Origin of the sequence: Pseudoalteromonas sp. T1lg75 (genome assembly GCF_002964705.1) — a bacterium.
Classification (GTDB): Bacteria; Pseudomonadota; Gammaproteobacteria; order Enterobacterales; family Alteromonadaceae; genus Pseudoalteromonas.
On sequence record NZ_PQCD01000028.1, the window covers coordinates 1 to 657 of the forward strand.

Genomic DNA, 657 nt, shown 5'->3' on the forward strand with positions numbered 1-657 from the left:
GTGGAGCCATCCTTGAAATACCACCCTTGTATGTTTGATGTTCTAACGTTGGCCCCTGAATCGGGGTTGCGGACAGTGCCTGGTGGGTAGTTTGACTGGGGCGGTCTCCTCCCAAAGAGTAACGGAGGAGCACGAAGGTTGGCTAAGTACGGTCGGACATCGTACGGTTAGTGTAATGGTAGAAGCCAGCTTAACTGCGAGACAGACACGTCGAGCAGGTACGAAAGTAGGTCATAGTGATCCGGTGGTTCTGAATGGAAGGGCCATCGCTCAACGGATAAAAGGTACTCCGGGGATAACAGGCTGATACCGCCCAAGAGTTCATATCGACGGCGGTGGTTTGGCACCTCGATGTCGGCTCATCACATCCTGGGGCTGAAGTCGGTCCCAAGGGTATGGCTGTTCGCCATTTAAAGTGGTACGCGAGCTGGGTTTAGAACGTCGTGAGACAGTTCGGTCCCTATCTGCCGTGGGCGGTTTGAGAATTGAGAGGGGCTGCTCCTAGTACGAGAGGACCGGAGTGGACGAACCGCTGGTGTTCGGGTTGTGATGCCAATTGCATTGCCCGGTAGCTACGTTCGGAATCGATAACCGCTGAAAGCATCTAAGCGGGAAGCGAGCCTCGAGATGAGTTCTCACTTGGAGTTCGACTCCACT

Annotated in this window: 1 rRNA gene; it reads left to right on the plus strand. The window is 54.3% G+C overall.

Annotated elements, in window-relative coordinates:
* Positions 1–657: ribosomal RNA gene (locus tag C2M36_RS06740) — 23S ribosomal RNA — on the plus strand; the annotation flags it as partial.